The sequence below is a fragment of the Citrobacter tructae genome (genome assembly GCF_004684345.1).
GTDB lineage: Bacteria > Pseudomonadota > Gammaproteobacteria > Enterobacterales > Enterobacteriaceae > Citrobacter > Citrobacter tructae.
Map to the genome: position 1 here is coordinate 411,017 of NZ_CP038469.1, position 21,166 is coordinate 432,182.

Consider the following 21,166-nt stretch of genomic DNA (forward strand, 5'->3'; position numbering starts at 1 on the left):
TAAGAGGTGAAAACATGTCAAAAGTCGCTCTCATTACTGGCGTAACCGGGCAGGATGGTTCTTACCTGGCAGAACTTCTTCTGGAAAAAGGTTATGAAGTTCATGGTATTAAACGTCGTGCGTCGTCGTTTAATACCGAGCGCGTGGACCACATCTATCAGGACCCGCACTCGGGTAATCCAAAATTTCATCTGCACTATGGCGATCTGACGGATACCTCCAACCTGACCCGTATTTTACAGGAAGTTCAGCCGGATGAAGTCTACAACCTCGGGGCCATGAGCCACGTGGCAGTGTCGTTTGAGTCACCGGAATATACCGCTGATGTCGATGCGATCGGTACGCTGCGCCTGCTGGAGGCGATTCGCTTCCTCGGTCTGGAAAAGAAAACCCGCTTCTATCAGGCCTCCACGTCGGAATTGTACGGTCTGGTGCAGGAAACGCCGCAGAAAGAGACCACGCCTTTCTACCCGCGCTCTCCGTATGCCGTCGCCAAACTGTACGCCTACTGGATCACCGTCAATTACCGTGAGTCTTACGGTATGTTCGCCTGCAACGGCATTCTGTTTAACCATGAATCTCCGCGCCGGGGGGAAACGTTCGTTACCCGTAAGATTACCCGCGCGATTGCCAACATCGCGCAGGGGCTGGAGTCGTGCCTGTATCTCGGCAATATGGACTCCCTGCGTGACTGGGGTCATGCGAAAGATTACGTGCGGATGCAGTGGATGATGCTGCAGCAGGACCAGCCGGAAGATTTTGTCATTGCCACCGGGGTGCAGTACTCCGTTCGCCAGTTTGTTGAGATGGCGGCCGCGCAGTTGGGCATTAAATTGCGCTTTGAAGGCCATGGCGTTGAGGAGAAAGGCATTGTCGTCTCGGTAACCGGGCATGATGCGCCGGGCGTGAAGCCGGGCGACGTGATGATTGCGGTTGATCCGCGCTATTTCCGTCCGGCAGAGGTAGAAACGCTGCTTGGCGACCCGGCGAAGGCGCACGACAAACTGGGCTGGAAGCCAGAAATCACTCTGCGCCAGATGATCACCGAAATGGTTGCCACTGACCTGGAAGCGGCGAAGAAGCATTCCCTGCTGAAATCTCACGGCTATGAGGTCGCCATCGCGCTGGAGTACTAAGGATGTTGAAACAACGTATTTTTGTGGCGGGCCATCGCGGGATGGTGGGGGCAGCCATCGTCAGACTGCTGGCCCTGCGCGATAACGTGGAACTGGTAGTGCGTACCCGTGACGAACTCAACCTGCTTGATGCACACGCGGTGCAGCAGTTTTTTGCCACTGAACGTATCGACCAGGTGTACCTGGCGGCGGCTAAGGTGGGCGGGATTGTGGCAAATAACACCTATCCTGCTGATTTTATTTACGAAAATATGATGATTGAGAGCAATATCATTCACGCGGCGCACAGTCACAACGTGAATAAGCTGTTGTTCCTCGGGTCATCCTGCATCTATCCGAAGATGGCCAACCAGCCGATGCGCGAAAGCGAACTGCTGCAGGGAACGCTTGAGGCCACTAACGAACCCTACGCGATTGCCAAAATCGCCGGGATCAAACTGTGCGAGTCGTATAACCGCCAGTATGGCCGCGATTACCGCTCGGTGATGCCGACCAACCTGTACGGGCCGCAGGACAACTTTCATCCAAGCAACTCGCACGTGATCCCGGCGTTGCTGCGCCGCTTTCATGAAGCCTGTGAGCACAATACGCCGGACGTGATGGTGTGGGGGAGTGGAACGCCGATGCGCGAGTTTCTGCACGTGGATGACATGGCAGCTGCCAGTATCCACGTGATGGAACTGGACCGCGAAGTCTGGCAGGAACACACCCAGCCGATGCTGTCGCACATCAACGTGGGAACCGGCGTGGACTGCACCATTCGCGAACTGGCGCAGACGGTTGCGAAGGTAGTGGGCTACAAAGGTCGCGTGGTGTTTGACGCGAGCAAACCCGACGGCACGCCGCGTAAATTGCTGGACGTCACGCGGCTGCACCAGTTGGGCTGGTATCACGAGGTGTCACTGGAGGCCGGGCTTGCCAGTACGTATCAGTGGTTTCTTGAAAATCAGCAACGGTACCGGGGGTAAGCATGTTTTTATGTCATGAAGATTTTGCCACGGTAGTGCGCTGTACTCCGCTGATTTCCATTGATTTGCTGGTGGAAAATGCGCGCGGTGAGTTTCTACTTGGACAGCGAACTAATCGCCCAGCTCAAGGGTATTGGTTTGTTCCCGGCGGTCGGGTGCAGAAAGATGAACGGCTTGAGAGCGCGTTTGAGCGCCTGACGCTGGCGGAACTGGGTTTACGTTTGCCTCTGACTTCCGCGGAGTTTTATGGCGTCTGGCAGCACTTCTATGACGATAACTTTTCCGGGGATGATTTCTCAACGCATTACGTCGTACTGGGATTTCGTCTGCGGGTGTCGGAAAACGACCTGCAACTGCCCGATGTTCAACATGATGCGTACCGCTGGCTGACGCCGCAAGCCGTGCTGGCTGGCGACAACGTCCACGATCACAGCCGGACGTACTTTTTGCCGGAACGCCAGGTCGGGATGTCGGGCTTATGAAAATTCTGGTGTATGGCATCAATTACTCCCCGGAGCTTACCGGTATCGGCAAGTACACCGGCGAGATGGTCGAGTGGATGGCGCAAGCGGGGCATGAGGTTCGGGTGATCACTGCGCCGCCTTATTACCCGCAGTGGAAAGTAAATGGTCGTTATTCCGCTTGGCGTTACAGTCGGGAAGAGGGCGAAGCCACCGTTTGGCGCTGTCCGCTGTATGTGCCAAAGCAGCCCTCAACGTTGAAACGCCTGCTGCATTTAGGCAGTTTTGCCGTGAGCAGTTTTTTCCCGTTAATGGCGCAGCGGCGCTGGAAGCCCGATCGCATTATTGGCGTAGTGCCGACGTTGTTTTGCACGCCAGGCATGCGCCTACTGGCGAAACTTTCCGGGGCGCGCACGCTGCTGCACATTCAGGATTACGAAGTTGATGCCATGCTCGGCCTTGGGATGGTCGGGAAAGGCGGAGGCGGAAAAATGGCGACGCTTGCCAGCGCGTTTGAGCGCAGCGGCCTGCATAACGTCGATTACGTCTCAACCATCTCGCGCTCGATGATGAATAAAGCGCAGGAAAAAGGCGTGGCGCAGGAAAAGGTCATTTTCTTTCCTAACTGGTCGGAAGTGGCGCGTTTTCGCGAGGTGACCGGGGACGACGGCCAGGCCCTGCGTCAGCAGCTCGGTTTGCCTGAGAATCAAAAAATTATTCTGTACTCGGGCAACATCGGGGAAAAACAGGGGCTGGAGAGCGTGATTGATGCCGCCGCCGAACTGAGCGCTCAGCCCTGGCTGTTTGTGATTGTCGGACAGGGGGGCGGCAAAGCGCGGCTGGAAAACATGGCCCGCGAACGTGGCCTGAATAACGTTAAATTTTTCCCCCTGCAGCCTTATGACGCGCTGCCTGCGCTGCTAAAGATGGGCGATTGCCATTTAGTGGTGCAAAAGCGCGGCGCGGCGGATGCCGTGCTGCCTTCCAAGCTGACCAATATCCTCGCCGTTGGCGGCAATGCGGTGATTACCGCAGAGCCTGAAACCGAACTGGGCCAGCTCTGTGAGAACCATTCGGGGATTGCGGTATGCGTGGAGCCGGAATCGGTGAGCGCGCTGGTGGCTGGAATTACTCAGGCGCTCTTCATGCCTGAAATCAACACGGTGGCACGTGACTATGCCGAACGCACGCTGGAAAAAGACCGCGTGCTCAGCCAACTTATTGCAGATATACGGGGATAAATCATGAGTCAACACACACTCTTTCCGGTCGTGATGGCTGGCGGTTCCGGTAGTCGGCTGTGGCCGCTGTCCCGCGTTCTATATCCCAAGCAGTTCCTGTGCCTGAAAGGCGATCTCACCATGCTGCAAACTACGATATGCCGTCTGAATGGCGTGGCGTGCGAAAGCCCGGTGGTCATCTGCAACGAGCAGCATCGCTTTATTGTTGCCGAGCAGCTTCGACAGCTTAACAAGCTGACCGAAAACATCATTCTTGAACCCGCCGGGCGTAATACCGCCCCAGCGATTGCGCTGGCCGCTCTGGCGGCAAAACGTCACTGCCCGGACGCTGACCCGCTGATGCTGGTGCTGGCGGCGGATCATGTGATTACTGATGAAGAGGCATTTCGCGAGGCGGTTCGTAACGCCATGCCGTATGCCGAAGCGGGCAAATTGGTGACGTTTGGCATTGTGCCGGACTCTGCACAGACCGGATATGGCTATATCCGTCGCGGCGACATCTGCCCCGCAACCACCGATACGGTTGCTTTTGCTGTAGCGCAGTTTGTGGAAAAACCGGATCAGGAAACCGCGCAAGCCTACGTGGCAAGCGGTGACTATTACTGGAATAGCGGCATGTTTCTGTTCCGTGCCGGGCGCTATTTGGAAGAGCTGGAAAAGTATCGTCCCGATATTCTGAACGCCTGTGAGAAGGCGATGAGCACGATCGATCCCGATCTCGATTTTATCCGCGTCGATGAAGAGGCGTTTCTCGCCTGCCCGGAGGAGTCGGTGGACTATGCGGTGATGGAGCACACCGCAGACGCGGTGGTGATGCCGATGGACGCGGGCTGGAGCGATGTAGGCTCTTGGTCATCGTTGTGGGAGATCAGCGCGCATACCGCCGAGGGCAATGTGCATCACGGCGACGTGATTAGCCACAAAACCGAAAACAGCTACGTGTACGCGGAGTCCGGGCTGGTGACTACCGTTGGGGTGAAAGACCTGGTGGTGGTACAGACCAAAGACGCGGTGCTGATTGCCGATCGCAATGCGGTGCAAGATGTGAAAAAAGTGGTGGAGCAGATTAAAGCGGATGGCCGCCATGAGCATCATATCCACCGCGAAGTGTATCGCCCGTGGGGCAAATATGACTCTATCGATGCCGGAGAACGTTACCAGGTTAAGCGCATTACCGTAAAACCTGGCGAAGGGTTGTCGGTGCAGATGCACCATCACCGCGCCGAGCACTGGGTGGTGGTGGCCGGAACGGCGAAGGTGACAATCGATGATGACATCAAACTGCTCGCGGAAAACGAGTCTGTCTATATTCCGCTGGGGGCGAGGCACTGTCTGGAGAACCCCGGCAAAATTCCGCTCGATCTAATTGAAGTGCGCTCGGGATCTTACCTCGCAGAGGATGATGTCGTGCGGTTCGCGGATCGCTACGGTCGGGCTTAACACGACATCATCGTTGCCGGATGCAGCGTGGACGTCTTATCCGGTCTACGAACTAATGGTTATTAATTTTGTGAAAAATATCTCCTGTCGGGAGAGGGCTTTCTGTTGCCTGAAGAAGGATAAATTATGACGAAATTAACCTGTTTCAAAGCCTACGATATTCGCGGCAGGCTGGGCGAAGAGCTCAATGAAGACATCGCGTGGCGCATTGGTCGCGCCTGCGGCGAATTTCTGCAACCGAAAACCATGGTGCTCGGCGGCGATGTACGCCTTACCAGCGAGACGCTGAAGCGCGCGCTGGCAAACGGGCTGCAGGACGCAGGGGTGGATGTGCTGGATATCGGCATGTCGGGTACCGAAGAGATTTACTTTGCCACCTTTCACCTCGGCGTAGATGGCGGTATCGAAGTGACCGCCAGCCATAATCCGCTGGATTATAACGGCATGAAGCTGGTGCGTGAGGGCGCGCGGCCCATCAGTGGCGATAGCGGCCTGCGTGAGATCCAGCGGCTGGCGGAAGCCAACGACTTCCCGCCCGTCAATATGGCAAATCGCGGTAGCTACACAACTATCAATCCGCGCGCGGCTTACATTGATCATCTGCTTGGCTACATCGACGTTAAAAATCTGCAACCGCTGAAGCTGGTACTTAATGCCGGTAACGGCGCGGCAGGTCCGGTGGTGGATGCCATTGAGGCACGATTTAAAGCGCTCGGTGTTCCCGTCGAATTGATCAAGATCCACAACGTCCCGGATGGCTCCTTCCCGAACGGGATACCTAACCCGCTGCTGCCGGAATGTCGTGCGGATACGCGTAACGCAGTGATTGAACACGGGGCGGATATGGGGATTGCCTTCGACGGCGATTTTGACCGCTGCTTCCTGTTCGATGAGAAAGGCCAGTTTATTGAGGGTTACTACATTGTCGGCCTGCTGGCGGAAGCGTTTTTGGAGAAGCATCCGGGGTCGAAAATCATTCATGACCCGCGTCTGTCGTGGAACACGGTTGATGTGGTAACGGCGGCGGGCGGTAAGCCGGTGATGTCGAAAACAGGACACGCGTTCATCAAAGAGCGGATGCGCCATGAGGATGCCATTTATGGCGGTGAGATGAGCGCCCATCACTATTTTCGCGATTTCGCCTACTGCGACAGCGGAATGATTCCGTGGCTGCTGGTCGCGGAGTTGTTGTGCCTGAAAGGACAGCGACTTGGTGAACTGGTCCGCGGCCGGATGGCGGCCTACCCGGCGAGCGGGGAGATTAACAGCACCCTGGCAGAGCCGGCGGCGGCTATCGATCGGGTTGAGCAGCATTTCTCCAGCGAGGCGCTGGCGGTGGACAGAACCGATGGCATCAGCATGTCGTTTGTTGACTGGCGCTTCAATTTACGTTCCTCCAATACTGAACCGGTGGTGCGTCTGAACGTGGAATCGCGCGGAGACATTCCGTTGATGGAAGCGCGAACGCGTACTCTTCTGGCGTTGCTGAAGCAGTAATGCCGGCGCTTCCCTTGCCCGACAGAGGGTAAGGGGTGACTAACAGGAACCACGATGACACATCTAAAAAAGCGCCAACGCGCGAAAACCAATGCGTCGTTAATCTCAATGGTGCAACGCTTTTCAGATATCACCATCATGTTTGGCGGGCTATGGCTGGTCTGCGAACTGAGCGGCTTGCCCTTCCTGTACATGCACCTGCTGGTGGCGCTGATCACACTGGTGGTTTTTCAGATGCTGGGGGGGATCACCGATTTTTACCGCTCCTGGCGCGGTGTCAAAATTTCCACCGAGCTGGTGTTGCTGTTGCAAAATTGGACGCTGAGCCTGATTTTCAGTGCGGGGCTAATTGCCTTTAACAACGATTTTGATAACCGGTTTGCGGTCTGGCTGGCGTGGTATCTGCTGTCAAGCGTCGGCCTGCTGCTGTGTCGTGCGTTTATTCGCTACGGTGCGGGGTGGTTGCGCAATCGTGGGTACAACACCCGCCGGGTGGCGGTAGCGGGCGACCTTCCTGCCGGACAAATGTTGCTGGATAGCTTTCGCCATGAACCGTGGCTGGGCTTTGAGGTCGCGGGCGTCTATCACGACCCCAGGCCCGGACGCAATTCCCGGGATTGGGCCGGAAATCTGCAACAACTGGTGCAGGACGCCAAAGCTTCACGCATTCACAACGTCTATATCGCCATGTCGATGAACGATGGAGCCTGTGTGAAAACATTGGTGCGCGACCTGGCTGACACCACCTGTTCGGTGATCATGATCCCCGATGTCTTTACCTTCAACATCCTGCATTCACGTATTGAAGAGATGAATGGCGTGCCGGTGGTTCCACTGTATGACACGCCGCTGTCGGGTATTAACCGCCTGCTGAAACGCGCGGAGGACATCGTGCTGGCTTCGCTGATCCTGCTGCTGATTTCCCCGGTGCTGTGCGGCATTGCGCTGACGGTGAAGCTGACTTCAAAGGGGCCGGTCATTTTCCGCCAGACCCGCTATGGCATGGACGGCAAGCCGATCAAAGTGTGGAAGTTTCGCTCGATGAAGGTGATGGAAAACGACGCAGTAGTGACCCAGGCGACGCAAAACGATCCGCGCGTTACCCGCGTGGGTAATTTCCTGCGTCGCACGTCGCTCGATGAATTGCCGCAGTTTATTAACGTGCTGACAGGCGGCATGTCGATCGTTGGGCCACGCCCCCATGCGGTGGCACACAACGAGCAATACCGCCAATTGATCGAAGGCTACATGCTGCGCCACAAGGTGAAACCGGGCATAACCGGCTGGGCACAAATCAACGGCTGGCGCGGTGAAACCGACACGCTGGAGAAAATGGAAAAACGGGTGGAATTTGACCTCGAATACATCCGCGAATGGAGCGTGTGGTTCGATATCAAGATTGTTTTTCTGACGGTATTTAAGGGTTTTGTTAACAAAGCGGCGTATTAAACATGAGCTTACGAGAAAAAACCCTTAACGGAGCGAAGTGGTCGGCGATCGCTACGGTGATCATCATTGGCCTCGGGCTGATCCAGATGACAGTGCTGGCGCGCATCATCGATAACCATCAGTTTGGGCTGCTAACCGTATCGCTGGTCATTATTGCTCTGGCCGATACGCTGTCTGATTTCGGTATTGCCAACTCAATTATCCAGCGCAAAGCGATCGGCTATCTTGAGCTGACCACCCTGTACTGGCTGAACGTTGGGCTGGGGATGGTGGTTTGCGTGGCGATGTTCCTGCTCAGCGATGCGATTGCCGAAGTATTGAAGAATCCCGATCTGGCACCGCTGATTAAAATGCTGTCGCTGGCGTTTGTGCTGATCCCGCACGGGCAGCAGTTTCGTGCGCTGATGCAAAAGGAAATGGCCTTCAACAAAATTGGCATGATTGAGACCAGCGCGGTGCTGGCCGGGTTTACCGTTACCGTGGTCAGCGCACACGTCTGGCCGCTGGCGATGACCGCCATTCTGGGGTATTTGGTGAACAGCGCGCTACGCACGCTGTTGTTTGGCTATTTTGGCCGCCAGATTTACCGCCCCGGCCTGCATTTTTCACTTTCATCGGTGACGTCGAACCTGCGCTTTGGCGCGTGGCTGACGGCGGACAGCATCATCAACTATGTGAACACCAATCTTTCCACGCTGGTGCTGGCCAGAACATTGGGCGCAGGCGTGGCGGGGGGATTCAATCTCGCCTGGAACGTGGCGGTGGTCCCGCCAATCAAACTGAACCCGATTATTACCCGCGTGCTGTTTCCGGCGTTTGCCAAAATTCAGGATGACAACGAAAAACTGCGGGTGAATTTCTACAAGCTCCTGTCGGTTGTCGGCATTATCAATTTTCCGGCGCTGCTGGGCCTGATGGTGGTGTCGAACAATCTGGTGCCGCTGGTGTTTGGCGAGAAGTGGAGCGCCATCGTCCCCATCCTGCAACTGCTGTGCATCGTTGGGCTACTGCGATCTGTTGGTAATCCAATTGGTTCGCTGCTGATGGCAAAAGCCCGCGTCGATATCAGCTTCAAATTCAACATCTTTAAAACCTGTCTGTTTATTCCGGCCATTCTCATTGGCGGACATCTGGCGGGCGCGATGGGCGTGACGCTGGGTTTTTTGCTGGTGCAGGTGATCAACACCGTCCTGAGTTACTTCGTGATGATTAAACCGGTGCTTGGCACCAGCTATCGGCAGTACATGCTCAGCCTGTGGCTGCCGTTTTATCTCTCCTTACCGACGCTGATCGTCAGCTACTTGTTGGGCATTGCGCTGCAAGGTCAGCTGGCGTTAAGCCTGCTGCTGGGTCTGCAGATAGCGTCGGGCGCGCTGGCGTTTGCCGTAACGATTGTCCTGTCGCGCCACCCGCTGGTGGTGGAGATCAAGCGCCAGTTTTGCCGCAGTGAAAAAATGAAATTCTTGCTCCGCGCAGGATAAAAAATGTTTTAAGAGGTCATGATGAAATTATTAATTCTCGGCAACCATACCTGTGGCAACCGTGGTGACAGCGCTATTCTGCGCGGTTTGCTGGATGCCATTAACACGCTGCAACCCGCAACGGAAGTTGATGTGATGAGCCGTTATCCGGTGAGTTCTTCGTGGCTGCTGAACCGTCCGGTGATGGGGGACCCGCTGTATTCCCAGATGAAGCAGCACAATAACGCCGCTGGCGTAGTGGGGCGGTTGAAGAAGGTTCTGCGCCGACGCTACCAGCATCAGGTTTTACTCTCCCGTGTGACTGACTCCGGCAACCTGCGCAACATCGCCATCGCCCAGGGATTTACCGATTTTGTTCGTCTGCTGTCGCGTTATGACGCCATCATCCAGGTGGGCGGATCGTTTTTTGTCGATCTGTACGGCGTGCCGCAGTTTGAACATGCCCTGTGCGCGTTTATGGCGAAAAAGCCGCTGTACATGATCGGTCACAGCGTCGGGCCATTCCAGGATGCACAGTTTAACCAACTGGCGAATTACGTCTTTGGTCACTGTAATGCGCTTATTTTGCGTGAGTCCGTCAGTCTGGAGCTGATGAAGCGCAGTGCGATAACCACCGAGAAAGTGGAGCACGGCGTGGATACCGCCTGGCTTGTTGATAATCATCAGGATGACTTTGAACCCAGCTATGCCGTCCGGCACTGGCTACACACGGCGGCACAGCAAAAAACCGTCGCCATCACGCTGCGTGAACTGGCTCCGTTTGATAAGCGGCTAGGGACCACGCAGCAGGCCTATGAGCAAGCGTTTGCCGGGGTGGTGAACCGGATCCTCGACGAAGGCTATCAGGTGATGGCGCTATCAACCTGTACTGGCATCGACAGTTACAACAAAGATGACCGCATGGTGGCGCTGAATCTGCGTCAGTACGTCAACGATCCAGCCCGTTATCACGTGGTTATGGACGAACTGAACGACCTCGAGATGGGGAAAATTCTCGGGGCATGTGATTTAACGGTGGGCACGCGCCTGCATTCCGCCATCATCTCAATGAACTTTGACACCCCGGCGATTGCTATCAATTACGAGCATAAATCAGCGGGGATTATGCAACAGCTGGGGCTACCGGAGATGGCGATTGATGTTGGTCATCTGCTGGATGGCAGTCTACAAACGCAGGTTGCGGATGTGCTCGGGCAGTTACCGGCGCTCAAAACGCGGCTGAGCGAAGCCGTGCAGCGTGAGCGCGCACAAGGCATGTGCATGGTGCAGTCGGTATTGGCGCGTATTGAGGAGCAAAAATGAAGGTTGGCTTTTTCCTGCTTAAATTTCCTCTCTCATCTGAGACCTTTGTACTGAATCAGATCACCGCGTTTATCGATATGGGATATGACGTTGAGATTGTTGCGTTGCATAAGGGCGATCTCGAGAACATACATGCCGCCTACGAGGTTTATCATCTGGCAGACAAAACGCATTGGCTGCTCGACGAGCCGCAAGGTAAGCGGGCAAAGCTGCAATATCGGGGCGCGGCGGCTTTGCAGGGCATCACCCGTACGGCGACCTGGAAAGCGCTGAATGTCTCTCGCTATGGCACTGAGGCACGCAATCTGATTCTGGCGGCGATATGCGGGTTAACCCGCAAAACGTTTCACGCTGATGTGTTTATTGCTCACTTTGGACCAGCAGGCGTGACGGCGGCGAAGCTGCGCGAGCTTGGTGTGATAAGCGGTAAAATCGCCACGGTGTTTCATGGCATTGATATTTCTCACCGGGAAGTGTTCGCCCGCTATACCCCGGAGTATCAAACGCTGTTTCAGCGCGGTGATTTGATGCTGCCCATTAGCCATCTGTGGGCCGGGCGGTTAAAAAAGATGGGCTGCCCGTCAGAAAAGATTGCCGTATCGCGCATGGGTATTGATATGACGCGCTTTACCCTTCGCGAGGTGAAAGAGCCTGGAGAAATGCTGGAAATTCTCTCTGTTGCGCGACTCACCGAGAAAAAAGGGCTGCATGTGGCTATCGAAGCCTGCCGTCAGCTAAAAGAGCAGGGCGTGACGTTTCGGTATCGCATTCTGGGGATTGGCCCCTGGGAGCGGCGCCTGCGCACGCTGATTGAACAGTATCAGCTCGATGATGTGATTGAGATGCCCGGTTTTATGCCCAGTCATCAGGTTAAAGAGATGCTGGAACAGGCTGATGTGTTTCTGCTGCCCTCCATCACGGGAACGGATGGTGACATGGAGGGGATCCCGGTGGCGCTGATGGAAGCGATGGCGGTAGGGATCCCGGTGATCTCTACCGTTCACAGCGGTATTCCCGAGCTGGTGGAGTCCGGTAAATCTGGCTGGCTGGTGCCTGAAAACGATGCGCAGGCACTCGCAGAACGGTTGGCGGCGTTCAGCCAACTCGATGGGGAAGGGATTACGCATATTGTGGGGCGCGCACGCGAAAAGATCGTCACTGAATTTAATCAGGTCTTTATCAATAACCAGTTAGCCAGCCTGCTGCAAACGCTGTAAACCGAGGTTGTATGCCAGAGAATAAACTTTCCCGACGTACCTTTCTGACGGCAGGTACTGCGCTTGCCGTGCTTCATTCTCCCGTTGTTAGGGCGCTGGAAACCGGACGCAGCGTCAATATTCAGGATTACAACCCGAAAGACTGGGTCGCCTCTTTTCGCCAGGCCTTCTCAGAAGGGCAAACCGTCATTGTACCTGCTGGTCTGGTCTGCGAAGGCATGAATACTGGGGTATTCATCCCGCCTGGCAAAACGTTACGCGTTCTCGGGAGAGTAAGCGGCAACGGGCGAGGCCGGTTTGTTCTGCAGGAAGGGAGCCAGGTAACCGGCGAGGGCGGCGGGAGCCTGCATAATATTACCCTCGACGTGCGGGGCTCGGGGTGCGTAATCAAAGGGATCGCTATGAGTGGCTTCGGCCCGGTGACGCAAATTTATATCGGCGGTAAGACGCCTCGGGTGATGCGAAATCTCACTATTGATGATATTTCAGTCAGCCATGCTAACTATGGCATCCTGCGTCAGGGGTTTCATAACCAGATGGACGGTGCACGGATCACCAACGGGCATTTTAGTGATTTACAGGGCGATGCCATTGAGTGGAATGTGGCGATAAACGACAACAATATCCTTATCTCAGACCATGTCATTGAGCGCATTAACTGTACCAATGGCAACGTCAACTGGGGCATTGGTATCGGACTGGCGGGCAGTACCTATGACAATAACTACCCGGACGCGCAGTCGGTGAAAAACTTTGTCGTGGCGAATATCACTGGCTCTGATTGTCGCCAGTTGGTCCACGTAGAGAACGGCAAGAATTTTATCATTCGTAACGTTAACGCCCGCAATATCACCACGGATTTCAGTAAGAAAGCGGGCATCGATAATGCCACAATTGCTATTTATGGCTGTGACAATTTCGTGATTGATAATATCAATATGAAAGAGAGTGCGGGCATGTTAATTGGTTATGGCGTCATCAAGGGTCGTTATTTATCTATTCCGCAAAATTTTAAGCTTAATAATATTCATCTGGATAATAATAATCTTGGCTCTACATTACGTGGCATTCAAATCTCATCAGGCAATGCAACGTCGTTTGTCGCCATCACCAACGTGGAGATGAAACGTGCGACGCTGGAACTGCACAACCAACCGCAACATCTTTTTTTACGCAATATCAAGGTGATGCAAAAATCCTCCATTGGACCTGCGTTAAAAATGCACTTCGATCTGCGCAAAGACGTGCGCGGTAAGTTTATGGCTAAGCAGGACACGCTGTTGTCGCTGGCTAACGTCCACGCAGTGAATGAAGCCGGGCAAAGCTCGGTTGATATCGACAGGGTGAATCATCAGGTGGTGAACATCGAGGCGGTGAACTTTCGGCTACCGGAGCGGGGGAGATAACTTTGCGACCATTCCTGGCTCAAGTTGTACTTACTTGAGTTTAAGATTACTGCATTCTGCAGATAAGCGGCGTAACATATGCGCCAACTGAGCTGTGTAATTCATACTGGCTAAAACAAGCTAAAAAGCTATAATTCAGCAACTATAGAAATAGGTGAATGACTTAATGGTTAATTTGAAAGCAGTTATTCCGGTAGCGGGTCTGGGGATGCACATGTTGCCTGCCACGAAGGCAATCCCTAAAGAGATGCTGCCGATCGTCGATAAGCCGATGATTCAGTATATTATCGACGAGGTTGTGGCTGCTGGGATCAAAGAAATCGTTCTGGTGACTCATGCCTCCAAGAATGCCGTTGAGAACCACTTCGACACCTCTTATGAATTAGAATCACTCCTTGAACAGCGTGTAAAGCGCCAGTTGCTGGCTGAAGTACAGTCCATCTGTCCTCCAGGCGTGACGATCATGAACGTGCGTCAGGCGCAGTTGCTGGGTCTGGGTCATTCAATTCTTTGCGCACGCCCTATCGTTGGTGACAACCCTTTTGTTGTGGTGTTGCCCGATGTCGTGCTTGATACGGCGAGTGCCGATCCACTGCGCTACAACCTGGCCGCGATGGTGGCTCGTTTTAATGAAACAGGGCGCGGTCAGGTGTTAGCTAAGCGTATGGAAGGCGATCTTTCCGAGTACTCGGTTATTCAAACCAAAGAGCCTTTAGATAACGAAGGCAAAGTCAGCCGCATCGTCGAGTTCATTGAAAAACCCGATCAGCCACAAACGCTGGATTCCGATCTAATGGCCGTTGGGCGCTATGTGTTATCAGTTGATATCTGGGCTGAGCTGGAAAAAACAACTCCGGGCGCATGGGGGCGCATTCAGTTAACGGATGCCATTGCCGAACTGGCGAAAAAACAATCTGTTGATGCCATGCTGATGACCGGCGACAGCTACGACTGCGGTAAAAAAATGGGCTACATGCAGGCGTTTGTGAAGTACGGGCTGCGCAACCTGAAGGAAGGGGCAAAGTTCCGTAAAAGCATTGAGAAACTGCTGGGCGAATAGATTGTAGATGTTTGTGACAGTAGGCTAACAAAATAGCGGCAGCTAACATCCCAGCGACTATGCTTGATGCTGTGGGGTGTTACTGTCGCTTTTTATTTTAAAAACAAAGGATAACAACAAGTTAACCTACTAAGTTTAATCTGCTTTTGATTGGATTTTTCCTTGTTTCTGACCGCGTTTGGTAAGACAATTAGCGTTTGAATTTAGCGTGCTTTGCGAAAGCTGGCGAGGCTGGTTACGTCTTTATCCATCAAGTAGTACTCTGGTTGCTGTAAGGCCAGGGGCGGTAGCGTGCGTAAATATCCAGACGCAGGCATTGTATACCAGCATTTTATAATAGTAGTCATATAAACGATATTCGGAATTAAAACGTGAAAATACTAGTTACTGGTGGGGCGGGTTTCATTGGATCTGCAGTAGTTCGTCATATTATTAAAAATACTCAGGATACCGTTGTTAATGTCGATAAACTTACCTACGCCGGTAACCTGGAGTCCCTTGCCGAAGTCAGCGAAAATAATCGCTACTATTTTGAACACGCGGATATCTGTGATAAAGCGGCAATGGAGCGTATTTTTGCCACTCATCAACCGGATGCGGTGATGCATCTGGCAGCTGAAAGTCATGTTGACCGCTCTATTACAAGGCCAGCAGCTTTTATCGAAACGAATATCGTCGGTACCTATATACTGCTGGAAGCTGCTCGTGGCTACTGGAACGAGCTGGATGCAGGTAAAAAACAGGCATTTCGTTTCCATCATATCTCCACAGATGAAGTATACGGCGACCTGCCACATCCAGATGAAGTGGCTGCCGGTAATGTGTTGCCTCTGTTCACTGAAAAGACAGCTTATGCGCCGAGTAGCCCATATTCTGCTTCAAAGGCCTCAAGCGATCATCTGGTTCGCGCATGGTTGCGCACCTATGGCTTCCCAACGATTGTCACTAACTGTTCCAATAACTACGGGCCATATCACTTCCCTGAAAAACTAATCCCGCTGGTGATTCTGAACGCGCTGGAAGGTAAAGCATTGCCAATTTATGGCAAAGGCGACCAGATTCGTGACTGGCTTTATGTCGAAGATCACGCCCGAGCGTTGTACACAGTTGTGACTCAGGGAGTTGTAGGTGAAACCTACAATATCGGTGGTCATAACGAGAAGAAAAACCTGGACGTGGTACATACTATTTGTGATCTGCTTGATGAAATCGTGCCGAAAGAGGGTTCTTATCGCGATCAAATTACTTACGTGACTGACCGACCTGGACACGACCGCCGCTATGCGATTGATGCAGATAAAATCAGCGATGAGCTGGGGTGGAAGCCGCAGGAAACCTTTGAATCGGGGATTCGGAAAACCATTGGTTGGTATTTAAATAACTTAAAGTGGTGTCAGAGAGTGCAGAATGGTAGTTATCAACGCGAACGTTTAGGATTAGAATAAATGAAAGGTATCATTCTTGCCGGAGGGTCCGGTACTCGTTTGTATCCAATTACAATGGGTGTTTCCAAGCAGTTATTACCTATCTATGATAAGCCAATGATTTATTATCCGTTATCTGTATTAATGCTAGCGGGAATCAGGGACATACTTATAATTACAACTCCGGAAGACCAAGATAGTTTTGTAAGATTGCTTGGTGATGGAAGTGCTTTGGGAATTAACTTATCTTATGAGATTCAGCCGTCACCTGATGGTTTAGCTCAAGCATTTATTATCGGTGAGACATTTATTGGGAGTGATTCAGTATGTCTTGTTTTAGGCGATAATATTTTCTTTGGCCAAGGCTTTAGCCCAAAACTTAAGGCTGTTGCACAAAACAACATAGGGGCTACTGTATTTGGCTATCAGGTTATGGACCCTGAACGGTTCGGGGTGGTTGAGTTTGATGAAAATTATAAAGCAGTATCAATTGAGGAAAAACCAGATAAACCGAAATCTCATTGGGCTGTCACAGGACTGTATTTTTACGATAACACCGTCGTTGAAATTGCGAAAAAAGTAAAACCTTCTGAGCGTGGTGAGCTGGAAATAACATCAATTAATGATGAGTATCTAAAACTTCAAAAACTCAATGTCGAGCTATTAGGTCGTGGGTTTGCATGGCTTGATACAGGCACACATGATAGTTTAATAGAAGCAGGTAGCTTTGTTGAAACAGTACAAAAGAGACAAGGAATGATGGTTGCTTGTCCCGAAGAGATTGCCTGGAGAAATGGTTGGCTCAGTGATAACGAACTAGAAATTAGAGGGAATTTATTGAAAAAAAATCACTATGGCCAGTATTTATTGAAGCTCCTTAAATAAGATATCACATGAAAATAGAATTAATTCCACTGCAGATCCATGGCGATGATCGTGGTTCATTAGTCGCTCTTGAAACTGAAAAAAACATACCATTTATAATTCAGCGAGTTTATTATCTGTTTGATACAAAAAATGGCGTGGTTAGGGGTTATCATGCACACAAGCAGTTAAAGCAGGTTGCAATCGCTGTAAGAGGTAGTTGTTGTTTTACACTCGATGATGGTCATGAGCGAGTAGATATTGTATTAAATAACCCTTCCCAAGGGCTATTAATTGAATCATTCATGTGGAGAGAAATGTCAGATTTTTCAGATGATTGTGTATTAATGGTTCTTGCTGATAGCAAATTTGATGAGTCAGACTATGTTAGAGACTATGAAGAGTTTAAAAAAATGGTGGTTTAGATTTAAGGCTTATCAGCACACAGATTTCATATGATCATATGAGTGCTTGACATTTTTTCTTAAAATAAAAATCACTATTGCATAATAAAATATTACTAATGTTTATTAATGTGATAGCACCTAAGAATTTTCTGATGAAAATGTTACAAATTATATTTTAAGAGGTTTGATTGTATTATGGTTGATTTTTTGAATTTAAAAAAGATTAACAGTCGAGTTGCTGAGGAATTAAAAGCAGCATGCTCAAAAGTTATTGATTCAGGCTGGTATATTCAAGGGCAAGAGTTACAACAATTTGAAAAGGATTTTGCTCAGTATTGTGGTGTAAAATATGCTATAGGTGTGGCAAATGGATTGGATGCTCTTATATTAGTACTACGTGCCTGGAAAGAAATGGGAAAGCTTTCCGATGGAGATGAGATTATCGTACCTGCCAATACTTATATAGCGTCAATTCTTGCAGTTACAGAAAATAATCTTACTCCAGTTCTTGTCGAACCTGATCCAGAAACGTATAATATTTCACCTAAAAATATTGAAGAAGCTATTACTAGCAAAACAAAAGTTATTCTTCCTGTCCATCTTTATGGCCAATTAAGCCCTATGCTTGAGATTAAGAAGATCGCTGATAAATATAATCTATTGATTCTAGAAGATAGTGCTCAAGCCCATGGTGCCCATATTGATGGGAAAATGGCTGGGAGTTGGGGAGATGCAGCTGGATTTAGTTTTTATCCAGGAAAGAATCTTGGCGCTCTTGGGGATGCTGGTGCTATTACTACTAATAATGCTGAACTGGCCAGCGTGCTAGTGGCTTTACGTAATTATGGTTCACATCAAAAATATCAGAATAAATATAAAGGGGTAAATAGTCGGCTAGATGAGATCCAGGCAGCAATGTTATCAGTCAAGCTAAAGCATCTTGATACTGATAATCAAATCAGATGCTTTATTGCAAAACGATATCTCTCTGAGATTAAATGTAAGTATATTATCTTGCCAAATTTATCTGATTTTAAGACAGATCACGTTTGGCATTTATTCGTAATAAGAACCAAAAATAGAAGAGAATTACAAGAATACTTAGAAACAAAAGGTGTCCAAACGTTAATTCATTATCCGACGGCACCGCATCAACAAGAGGCATATAGAGAGTTAAGTGAGATCCATTTGCCTATAACAGAGACTATTCATAAAGAGGTACTATCCCTACCGGTTGATCCTACAATGAGTGAGGAGGATATAACTTTTGTAATTCAAGCGATTAATGAATTTCATATATGAAAAGACTGCTTAGAGTTACTGCATTAAGTGGTTTATTGACTTTATTAAAGATGGTCATGGGATTTGTCATAGCCAAGGTTATAGCTACCTATACTGGTCCGACAGGTATGGCAATGCTAGGGCAAGTCCAAAGTATGATTAATAGCTTTAATGGTATTGTCAATGCTCCTGTTAGTGCAGGAGTAGTCAGGTTTACTGCTGAAAATCATAGTTCAGGATATGAAAGATGCTCTCCTTGGTGGAGAGCATCTTTGCAGTGGACAATAATTATATGCACAATATTAATTCCTATAGGTATATTATTATCTAACTCTTTATCTCAATGGCTTTTTCAGAGAACAGACTACAAATGGGTCATAAACCTAACAATGCTATGCCTACCTCTCGTGGCCTTAGGAACACTTTTTACATCGGTAATTAATGGAATAGAAAATTATCGTAGGTATGTTTCTTTATCCATGATTTCAATAGTCATCTCAAGTATTGTTATGATCTTAATGATCATTTATTTTGGTATTGAAGGTGCATTAGTAGCCGCTGTATTGCAATCATCATTAATTGGAATTGTAATGCTCATTGCAAATATCAAACAACCATGGTTTGCATTACGATATTGGTGGGGGGGGACGAGCCATAAGGTACGGATGGATATTGCTGGATATATTCTGATGGCAATAACAACTGCCATTACAACGCCGTTGGCACTAATTTTGGTTCGAAATATAATAATATCGTATGTCGGATGGGAACAAGCTGGGCAGTGGCAGGCTGTTTGGAAAATTTCTGAAGTGTATTTAAGCATTATCACTATTGCATTGAGTACTTATTATCTTCCCAGACTTTCAAAATTAGTTAGTGTTGATGCAATACTTCGGGATGTTAACAAAACAGCAGCTTTAGTAATTCCTATAGCAATGACTTTAGCAGTAATAATATATTTTTTTCGTGATTTAATTATTATGATTTTATTTACGAAGGAATTTAATTCTTCTAGAGAGCTTTTTTTAATCCAACTTCTTGGTGATGTTATAAAGGTGGGCAGTTGGCTTTATGCTTATCCAATGCTGTCACGTGGTGCAACTCGATGGTACATTTCAACAGAAATAATTTTTTCAATTTCTTTTGTTATATTATCTCTAATATTCGTTTCCAAATTTGGTGTACATGGTGCTAATTTAGCATATTTGGTTAATTATACCGCTTATTTCTTATTCATAGTGGTTAATTTTAAAAGAATTATAAGGTAGCTATTTTTATATAGGAGTGGTGTTTGTCTGGAATAACCATATATCATCCAAGTAAATATTTAGGTGGAACAGAAATATTGTTTTCAAGGATAATTGATTTGTTAATAGCCCAAGGCCACTTAAATATTAGTGTTGTGGACTTTAATGATGGTATTCTTTCATCTAAGTTTAGGAATAGTGCCGTTAAATATTACGATGTTAAAAATTTTGATAGAAATATTTTATTTGAAAATACTAACGTTATATCTAGTGCTAGAAATATAGCGAGGGTTTTATACGAGTGTAAAAGGTATGGTGTTATAAAAATAAAACCAATGTTTTGGTTGCTTCATCCCTCTGAGTTGTATTCAGGCTATTGTATTGGTACTAGCGTATTAAAGCGTATAGGTTACTCTTATTTGAGATTGTTTATAAATATATTTCCTGGATTTAAAATATATAAAAAAATCATTCAGCAACTCGATGTAAATAGTAGTCTATGGATAATGGATGGTGCTTGTCGGAATGAAAGTGAATGGGCTTTGAATTATAATTTTAGGAATGATGTTATTTTGCCTTTAATCACAAATCTTGATCAGCATATCCTTTCTTATGAAAGGGGAAATATAAGGAAAATTGCTATATTGAGTCGGTTAGATGACTTCAAAATTCATGGTATAGTAAAACTCCTTGATGATGTGATTGCATATAATATCTTGAACCCTTCGGCTAAAATAACTGTTAGTGTTATCGGTGATGGCTCAGGAAAAGGTATGTTGGAAAAAAAATATAATCAAAAACTAAATCTAAATTTCCTTGGTTATGTGAATGCTGATAAATTAACAGACCTATTTGAATTAGAGCAATTTTCCGCCCTGTTTGCGATGGGAACTTCTACACTGGAAGGTTGTTCTCGAGGAATTCCGACCATATTATTACCTAGTACAGATGAGCCAATCGTAAATAGAGATAATATATATAGATATATGCATCTTTCTGAAGGTTTTGATCTTGGAGAGTATCTTAATACTCCTTTCGAAAGTAAAGGATATATGAACTTCAAAGAAGTGATTGACTACTTTGAAAAGAATGTAAGTGAGATAAGTGAGAAAAGCTCTCTATTTTTTGAACGAGGTTATAGGAAGGACGTTACTCAGGAAAAACTCCTTGATGTGATTATGGGATTGAAGAGTATTTCAATTGATAATGTAATGATGTCTAAATCATTTCTCATTTACACAAGATTATTATCGTCTAAAAGACTTCATTCAGGGGTCTGATGCTG

18 protein-coding genes are annotated in these 21,166 nt (G+C 49.1%); all 18 read left to right on the plus strand.

Annotated features, from left to right (window positions below; translation table 11 throughout):
* The first annotated feature begins 14 nt into the window (after window positions 1–14).
* A complete protein-coding gene (gene gmd, locus E4Z61_RS02495; RefSeq protein WP_135321387.1) occupies window positions 15–1,136 on the plus strand; it encodes a GDP-mannose 4,6-dehydratase in 1,122 nt (373 codons plus the stop codon).
* 2 nt (window positions 1,137–1,138) lie between these two features.
* On the plus strand, window positions 1,139–2,104 hold the full coding sequence (gene fcl / locus E4Z61_RS02500; protein WP_135321388.1) for a GDP-L-fucose synthase: 966 nt from the start codon (window positions 1,139–1,141) through the stop codon (window positions 2,102–2,104).
* Window positions 2,105–2,106: 2 nt separating this feature from the next.
* Complete coding sequence (locus E4Z61_RS02505) at window positions 2,107–2,586, plus strand: GDP-mannose mannosyl hydrolase (protein ID WP_135321389.1); 480 nt, start codon at window positions 2,107–2,109, stop codon at window positions 2,584–2,586.
* Window positions 2,583–3,806: a colanic acid biosynthesis fucosyltransferase WcaI gene (gene wcaI, locus E4Z61_RS02510; RefSeq protein ID WP_135321390.1), complete on the plus strand. Its 1,224-nt coding sequence runs from the start codon at window positions 2,583–2,585 to the stop codon at window positions 3,804–3,806. The genes E4Z61_RS02505 and wcaI overlap by 4 nt, the downstream gene beginning before the upstream one ends.
* A 3-nt stretch (window positions 3,807–3,809) precedes the next feature.
* On the plus strand, window positions 3,810–5,246 hold the full coding sequence (gene cpsB, locus E4Z61_RS02515; protein WP_135321391.1) for a mannose-1-phosphate guanyltransferase: 1,437 nt from the start codon (window positions 3,810–3,812) through the stop codon (window positions 5,244–5,246).
* Window positions 5,247–5,372: 126 nt separating this feature from the next.
* Window positions 5,373–6,743 carry a colanic acid biosynthesis phosphomannomutase CpsG gene (gene cpsG / locus E4Z61_RS02520; RefSeq protein WP_135321392.1) on the plus strand — a complete coding sequence of 457 codons (1,371 nt, stop codon included), beginning with the start codon at window positions 5,373–5,375 and terminating at the stop codon, window positions 6,741–6,743.
* A 54-nt stretch (window positions 6,744–6,797) separates the two neighbouring features.
* Window positions 6,798–8,192, plus strand: a complete 1,395-nt coding sequence (wcaJ, locus tag E4Z61_RS02525; protein ID WP_135321393.1) for an undecaprenyl-phosphate glucose phosphotransferase — start codon at window positions 6,798–6,800, stop codon at window positions 8,190–8,192.
* Between the two features lie 2 nt (window positions 8,193–8,194).
* Entirely contained in the window at window positions 8,195–9,673 is a 1,479-nt protein-coding gene (gene wzxC / locus E4Z61_RS02530) for a colanic acid undecaprenyl disphosphate flippase WzxC (RefSeq protein WP_135321394.1), read from the plus strand.
* Between the two features lie 21 nt (window positions 9,674–9,694).
* The gene (wcaK, locus tag E4Z61_RS02535) at window positions 9,695–10,975 is read left to right on the plus strand and encodes a colanic acid biosynthesis pyruvyl transferase WcaK (protein ID WP_135324855.1); all 1,281 of its coding nucleotides are present in this window, start codon (window positions 9,695–9,697) and stop codon (window positions 10,973–10,975) included.
* Complete coding sequence (gene wcaL, locus E4Z61_RS02540; RefSeq protein ID WP_135321395.1) at window positions 10,972–12,192, plus strand: colanic acid biosynthesis glycosyltransferase WcaL; 1,221 nt, start codon at window positions 10,972–10,974, stop codon at window positions 12,190–12,192. The genes wcaK and wcaL overlap by 4 nt, the downstream gene beginning before the upstream one ends.
* Before the next feature lie 11 nt (window positions 12,193–12,203).
* Window positions 12,204–13,598, plus strand: a complete 1,395-nt coding sequence (gene wcaM / locus E4Z61_RS02545; RefSeq protein WP_135321396.1) for a colanic acid biosynthesis protein WcaM — start codon at window positions 12,204–12,206, stop codon at window positions 13,596–13,598.
* 166 nt (window positions 13,599–13,764) lie between these two features.
* Window positions 13,765–14,658 (plus strand): GalU regulator GalF, encoded by an 894-nt coding sequence (gene galF / locus E4Z61_RS02550; RefSeq protein WP_135321397.1) that lies wholly within the window; start codon window positions 13,765–13,767, stop codon window positions 14,656–14,658.
* Window positions 14,659–15,029: 371 nt separating this feature from the next.
* The gene (gene rfbB / locus E4Z61_RS02555; protein WP_135321398.1) at window positions 15,030–16,103 is read left to right on the plus strand and encodes a dTDP-glucose 4,6-dehydratase; all 1,074 of its coding nucleotides are present in this window, start codon (window positions 15,030–15,032) and stop codon (window positions 16,101–16,103) included.
* Entirely contained in the window at window positions 16,104–16,967 is an 864-nt protein-coding gene (gene rfbA, locus E4Z61_RS02560) for a glucose-1-phosphate thymidylyltransferase RfbA (protein WP_135321399.1), read from the plus strand.
* 8 nt (window positions 16,968–16,975) lie between these two features.
* Window positions 16,976–17,371, plus strand: coding sequence for a sugar 3,4-ketoisomerase (locus E4Z61_RS02565; RefSeq protein WP_135321400.1), 396 nt, complete (start codon window positions 16,976–16,978; stop codon window positions 17,369–17,371).
* A gap of 177 nt (window positions 17,372–17,548) precedes the next feature.
* Window positions 17,549–18,655, plus strand: coding sequence for a DegT/DnrJ/EryC1/StrS family aminotransferase (locus E4Z61_RS02570; protein ID WP_135321401.1), 1,107 nt, complete (start codon window positions 17,549–17,551; stop codon window positions 18,653–18,655).
* On the plus strand, window positions 18,652–19,902 hold the full coding sequence (locus tag E4Z61_RS02575) for an O-antigen translocase (RefSeq protein WP_135321402.1): 1,251 nt from the start codon (window positions 18,652–18,654) through the stop codon (window positions 19,900–19,902). Before E4Z61_RS02570 ends, E4Z61_RS02575 begins: the two co-directional genes overlap by 4 nt.
* Before the next feature lie 23 nt (window positions 19,903–19,925).
* Window positions 19,926–21,161: a glycosyltransferase family protein gene (locus tag E4Z61_RS02580; RefSeq protein ID WP_135321403.1), complete on the plus strand. Its 1,236-nt coding sequence runs from the start codon at window positions 19,926–19,928 to the stop codon at window positions 21,159–21,161.
* The last annotated feature ends 5 nt before the right edge of the window (window positions 21,162–21,166 follow it).